We start from the raw sequence: 6,000 nt of genomic DNA, 5'->3' as shown, positions 1-6,000 counted from the left end.
GTACCACATCGCTGCGCGATGTGCAAGTGAATACCCCCGCTTCGCGGGGGTATTGCGGTTCGCTTCGCTCACCGTGCCCGGCTTCGCTGGCCGGCCGTTTCCGCTTCGCTTCAACGGCCGTGGGTACGGCCCGCGTTGCGGGCCGTCAGTCCGTGCTTCGCACGGCCTGGTTGATCGCATGTCAGGTACCACTAATTCCTTCTGCAGTACGGGGAGTTGGGGCGTGCTGCGCACTTCCCCACCCCGGGGTCCTTCCGGCTTCGCCTCCAGGACCAGGACCCGCTACGCGGGTCTGGCTGGCAGCAAGGGGTGACGGGGGCTCGCCTGGTGGGGCTTCAGCGTAGTGCGTGTATCAGTTAGATGCAGCATGTAGGCTTGGCAGAATATTGGAACACCCCCTCCCATTAGGGCCCCGGGATATGGAATGGAGCTTTCCTAATGTCTGCGATTCGGCTTCGTGAACATCAGGTGGATGCGAATTCGCGTATCCGTAAGTGGGTCGGATTCCCTTCGAATAATCTCGTGCCGGAACACGGGGCCCGCGCCACGATGGTGTCCGCGACCGGATCCGGGAAGACGTACACGGCTGCTGCGGCTGCGCTGGACCTGTTCCGTGACGGCCGGATCGTGGTCATGGTGCCCACCCTCGATCTGCTGGTGCAGACCGCCCAGGCGTGGCGCGCGATCGGCCACCGCAGTCCGATGGTGGCGGTGTGCTCGCTGGAGAAGGACCAGGTGCTGGAGCAGCTCGGGGTGCGGACCACCACCAACCCGGTCCAGCTCGCTCTGTGGGCCGGCAGTGGTCCGGTCGTCGTGTTCGCCACGTACGCCTCCCTGGTGGACCGGGAGGACCCGAGGGACATCACCGGGAAGCGGAGGATCCGGGGGCCGATCGAGCACGCGCTGGCGGGCGGGGAGCTGATGTACGGGCAGCGGCTCGCGCCCTTCGACCTCGCTGTGGTGGATGAGGCCCACGGAACCGCTGGTGATCTTGGTCGGCCCTGGGCTGCCATCCACGACCAGGCGCGCATCCACGCCGACTACAGGCTCTACCTCACCGCGACCCCGCGGATCCTCGCCGCGCCTCGGCCGCAGAAAGGGCTGGACGGCCAGGAACTGGAGGTCGCGTCGATGACCTCCGACCCGGAGGGAACCTACGGCGAGCGGATCGTAGACCTCGGGCTGTCCGAGGCCATCGAGCGCGGGATTTTGGCCGGGTTCGAGATCGACGTCCTGGAGATCCGCGACCCCGACCCCATGCTGGTGCTGTCCGAGGAGGCGCTGCGGGGCCGGCGCCTGGCGCTGCTGCAGACCGCACTGCTGGAGCACGCCGCAGCCCACAACCTCAACACCGTGATGGTTTTTCACCAGCGCGTGGAGGAAGCGGAAGCCTTCGCAGCGAAGCTGCCGGAGACCGCTGCGGAGCTCTACGCCACCGAGGTGTCCGACAAGGCCCTGGAAGACGCCGCGCAGCTGCCGCCGTCCTCGATGGGGGCGGAACCGTACGAGCTGGAGACCTACCGGCACGTGCCCGCTAACCGGGTGTGGGCGCAGTGGCTGTGCGGGGACCACCTGGTCGCCGAACGCCGCGAGGTGATCCGGCAGTTCGCCAACGGCATCAACGCCGCCGGGCGTCGGGTCCACCGCGCGTTCCTGTGCTCGGTGCGGGTCCTCGGGGAAGGCGTCGACATCGTCGGCGAGCGAGGCGTGGAAGCGATCTGCTTCGCCGACACCCGCGGCTCCCAAGTCGAGATCGTCCAGAACATCGGCAGAGCCTTGCGGCCGAACCCGGACGGCACGACCAAAGTGGCCAGGATCCTCGTGCCGGTCTTCCTCGCGCCCGGCGAGAACCCCGAGGACATGGTCGCCTCCTCCAGCTACAAGCCTCTCGTAGCCGTCCTGCAGGGCCTGCGCTCACACTCGGAACGCCTCGTGGAGCAGCTCGCCTCCCGCGCCCTGTCGCGGGGCCGGGAGCAGCGGCGCATCAACGTCCGGCGCGATGCCCAGGGCCGCATCATCGCGGCCAGGGCAGCGGGCGAGGGCGCGGAGGGAGAGGGAGACGGTGGGCAGGGCCAGGAGCAGCCCGAGGCGATCGAGAGTGCGCTGATGCGGTTCTCCGGCCCGCGCGACGCCGCCACGATCGCGGCGTTCCTGCGCACCCGGGTCTACCGGCCGGAATCCCTGGTCTGGCTGGAGGGCTTCCAGGCGCTGCGGCGCTGGCGGGCCGAGAACGGCATCAGGGGCCTGTACGCCGTGCCGTACGACACCGAGGTCACCGTCGGTGTCACGCAGTTTCCCTTGGGGCGCTGGACGGCGCAGCAGCGGCGCGCCTACCGCGCCGGCGAACTCGAAGACCACCGCCGCCTCCAACTCGAGGACGAAGGAATGGTGTGGGAGCCCGGAGACGAGGCATGGGAGAGCAAGCTGGCCGCCCTTCGAGGCTTCCACCGGGCGCATAACCACCTCGCTCCGAGGCAGGACGCCGTGTGGCTGGAGGAGCCAATCGGGCAGCACATGGCCAATCTGCGCCGCAAGGGCGGCCTCGGCAAAAACCCGGAGCGCACGGAGGCCCGCGCGGAGCAACTGGCCGCGATCGACCCCGACTGGGACTGCCCCTGGCCCCTGGACTGGCAACGCCACTACGCCGTCCTACGCGACCTCCTCGACGCCGACGGCACCCTCCCCGACATCCACCCCGGCGTCCTCTACGAAGGCGACGACCTCGGGAAATGGCTTGCCCGGCAGGCCCGCGACTGGGCGCAGCTCTCCACCGAACAACAGGAACGGCTGACCGGGCTGGGCATCAAACCCGCTGAACGGCCCTCTCCCGCCCCTGCCAGGAAGAGCACGGCTGGCAGCAAAATGCCAGCGGCGTTCCAGCGGGGCCTCACCGCCCTCGCGCAATACATCGCACGCGAAGGCACCCACGTCGTCGGCCGCACCCACGTAGAACGGATCGTCGTCGATGGCCAGGAGCACGCTCTGAAGCTGGGGGTATTTATGAGTAACACCAAATCCAGGCGGGACAAGCTCACCGAACCCCAGCGGGCAGCACTCACCAAACTCGGCATCGAATGGGCATGACGAGGTTGAGGAGGGCGGTCTGCCGGACGACCCGCACCTCATGCCATGGCAATGCGGCATAAGGTGGATCGACAGGAAGGGCGCAGCCGTCTGCGTGCCGTTGCCCCGTCAGCGCTGTGGCGATCGGTTCGCGGCTAACGTGTGCAGCCGTCACCGACGGGCCCGCCAGATGCCAAACAGCCCGGCTGCCGCGCTGATGATCGCCGAAAAGCCGACGTCCCCCACGACGAGGTACACAAGAGCGACCAGGCCCAGTAGCGCGATCAAAGCGCCGAGATCCAGTATGCGGTGATGCTGCGGTGTCCCTTCGTCTGGTGACGGTGTGGCGATCGCAGTGTCGGAGGCATGGTGCACGGAGTTGGTGCTGATGTCGTCCATGTCTCCAGCAGACCCTGCTCCTGGCGTGATGCGAAGCGGCCCGGACAGGCCCGCAAGATCCCGTACATCGGCGGCCAAGTGACAGACGCTTACGCACCTTTGGCGAACGCTGAATTCGTTCAGGTTCGTTCAAGAGAATCTGTGGACGTTCAGAGCAGCCGCCCTCTAGGGTTCTCTGCGTAGTGCCAGAGGGGGAACAGTGACGCAGAAGAGTCATGGGGTGGATGAGGACGATCTTGAGTCCATGGCGATCTATGACGCGGCTCTGGCGGACTTCACCAACGCCCTGAATCGCCTGCACATCGAGTTCGGCGCTCCTTCCTACAGCGAGATCGTCAAAGCATCCGTCCGCCCGAAGCTGACCAAGGCTGGTATCAACGAAGCCCTGTCCGGCAAGCGGTTGCCTTCCATGGATGCCCTCGTGGAATTCGTCCGCGTCGTCACCAACCTCCTGCCCCCGGAGCAGCGCGCAGCGCCGGCGCATGTTTCGCATCCGGGGCGCGTGGACGAATGGCGGGATCGGTGGAGGGAGGTCAAGTACCGGCAACGGGAAGTGCAAGCGTCATCGAGGCGGGTCCGCCACGCCACTAAGGCAGCGGTCGCGGAAGCAATTGCGGAAGCGGAGTTGGTGCGGACCGAGGCGCATGAGCAGGCAGAGGAAATCCGCCGGGAGGCAGCGGCCGAAGTGGACCGTCTGACCAGTCAGGCCCACAAGGATGCGGCCGCGATGAAGCAGCAGGCTGACGAGCTGTGGTCCCACATCGGAAGTGAAATCGAGGAACTGCGTCAGCAGGCCCGGCTGGAGTCGGCTGAGATCATCCAGACAGCCGGCAAGCGCGCCGAGGAGCTTGTCCAGGCTGCGAATGATCAGTTGTCCGAGGCCGAGCTCCGGGCCAGGGAGATCATCGAGAAAGCGAAGGGCAGTAAGCTCTGGCCCCCTGCAGTGAAAAGGTCCGAGGCCCTGCGTCAGCTTCGCGACGCCGCCCAAGATGTTGCGCGCCGGAGACTGCCAGAGCTGGTCAAGCACCTGTCGGAGTCCGACCCGCAGGATGTGGACGTCTCCGTCGAATCTGTGGGGGTCTTCTCCCATGGCGAGATCAACCAGGTGGCACGGGCGTTCGACGAGGTCCACCGCGAGGCCGTCCGACTAGCCGCCGAGCAGGCGCTGCTGCGAGGCAACGTCAACGCGATGTTCACCAACCTCTCGCGCCGCAGCCAGGGCCTCATCCAGCGCCAGCTGAGCCTGATCTACGAGCTGGAGAGCCGGGAGACGGACCGGGACCGGCTGGCAGGCCTCTTCAAACTCGACCACCTCGCCGTCCGTATGCGTCGCCACGGCGAAAACCTTCTCGTCCTGGCCGGTGAGGAGCCCGGCCGCCTCTGGACCAGCCCGGTCCCGCTGGCCGACGTGCTGCGCGCCGCCGTCTCCGAGGTAGAGGAGTACGAGCGCATCGAACTCACCTCAGTGCCACCCACCCAGGTCACCAGCCGCGTCGTCAACGACCTCGTCCACCTGTTCGCCGAGCTGCTGGAGAACGCCACCTCGTTCTCCTCGCCGCAGACCAAGGTGCGGGTCATCGGTAACGCGCTGCCCGACGGCCGTGTGCTGATCGAAATCCACGACACCGGCATTGGCCTGTCCCCCGAGGACCTGGACGACATCAACGAGCGGCTCGCCAACCCGCCGACGGTGGACGTCTCCGTCGCCCGCCGCATGGGCCTGTTCGTGGTCGGCCGGCTGTCCCTGCGCCACGGCATCCGCATCCAGCTCCGCCCGTCGGACTCCGGCGGCACCACCGCGCTCGTGATGCTGCCCCACGGCGTCTCCCCGGCTGGGCTCGCCGCTGCAGCGCCGCCTCACCCCCAGGGCCCCGACGGCACCGGATCCGCCGTTCCTCCCCGACGAGGCCGACATGCAGCCGACCAGCCCAAACCCGCCCCCTCAACAGACCAGCACCCAGGACCACGCCAGCCTGCGGATTCCTGATCTTATGACACCATCGGGACAACAGGGCCGGCGGCGACACCCAAGCAACATGAACACACCCGGCCTCGGCTAAACCGTCAGCTGTATCCGGGTGCCGCGCTTCGCAGCTGCCACCAGGCGCACGGGCACCTGCTCCACGTCAGGACGCCGTGGGGCGAGAGCGACAACACGGCACGGCTGCCCTGAGCAGTCACCGTAGTCCTTGGTCCCGGCGTGGCGGCTGGCAGTCACTGCGGCCCTGCTCACCTCGCTCTGCTGCTCAACCATGAACCGGACGGGACAAGTCGCGCCGCCAGCCGCGGCCTTGCTTACGGAGTGGTGTCGCGGGTGGGGAGGCGAAGGGTGAAGTGGGCGCCGGGGCTTGTGGGGTTGATGGTGAGGGTGCCGTGTTGGGCGGTGGTGATGCGGTGGGCGAGGCCGGCGCCGCCGTCCAGGATGGCTGACCACGACAAGGGGTCTGCCGCACGATCGGGTGACATCTTGACCTGCCCCACCTCTCAGGTTCCAGTTCTGCTGGCTAACTGACGGCCTTCACGAAAGGCTGCCAGACA

General features: G+C 67.4%; 3 protein-coding genes and 1 pseudogene. 2 read left to right on the top strand and 2 right to left on the bottom strand.

Annotated elements, in window-relative coordinates; all coding sequences use genetic code 11:
- Nucleotides 1-438: 438 nt before the first annotated feature.
- Complete coding sequence (locus tag OG607_RS45525) at nucleotides 439-3,084, top strand: Helicase associated domain protein (protein ID WP_405717052.1); 2,646 nt, start codon at nucleotides 439-441, stop codon at nucleotides 3,082-3,084.
- A gap of 150 nt (nucleotides 3,085-3,234) precedes the next feature.
- Here the strand turns inward: OG607_RS45525 and OG607_RS45520 are convergent, their stop codons facing one another.
- The gene (locus OG607_RS45520; protein WP_405717054.1) at nucleotides 3,235-3,462 is read right to left on the bottom strand and encodes a hypothetical protein; all 228 of its coding nucleotides are present in this window, start codon (nucleotides 3,460-3,462) and stop codon (nucleotides 3,235-3,237) included.
- 961 nt (nucleotides 3,463-4,423) lie between these two features.
- Between OG607_RS45520 and OG607_RS45515 the strand changes: the two are divergent.
- Nucleotides 4,424-5,335 (top strand): annotated as a pseudogene (locus OG607_RS45515) (sensor histidine kinase); the annotation flags it as partial.
- Nucleotides 5,336-5,757: 422 nt separating this feature from the next.
- Here the strand turns inward: OG607_RS45515 and OG607_RS45510 are convergent.
- Complete coding sequence (locus OG607_RS45510; RefSeq protein WP_405717056.1) at nucleotides 5,758-5,928, bottom strand: hypothetical protein; 171 nt, start codon at nucleotides 5,926-5,928, stop codon at nucleotides 5,758-5,760.
- Nucleotides 5,929-6,000: the final 72 nt, after the last annotated feature.

The organism is Streptomyces sp. NBC_01537 (genome assembly GCF_045040445.1).
Classification (GTDB): Bacteria; Actinomycetota; Actinomycetes; order Streptomycetales; family Streptomycetaceae; genus Actinacidiphila.
Note: the sequence above shows the minus strand (reverse complement) of the source record. Positions and strands in the feature narration are given on the sequence as shown.

Coding starts and splice junctions, on each gene's coding strand:
- OG607_RS45510 (WP_405717056.1), bottom strand. CDS start 5,928: ATGTCACCCGATCGTGCGGCAGACCCCTTGTCGTGGTCAGCCATCCTG.
- OG607_RS45525 (WP_405717052.1), top strand. CDS start 439: ATGTCTGCGATTCGGCTTCGTGAACATCAGGTGGATGCGAATTCGCGT.
- OG607_RS45520 (WP_405717054.1), bottom strand. CDS start 3,462: ATGGACGACATCAGCACCAACTCCGTGCACCATGCCTCCGACACTGCG.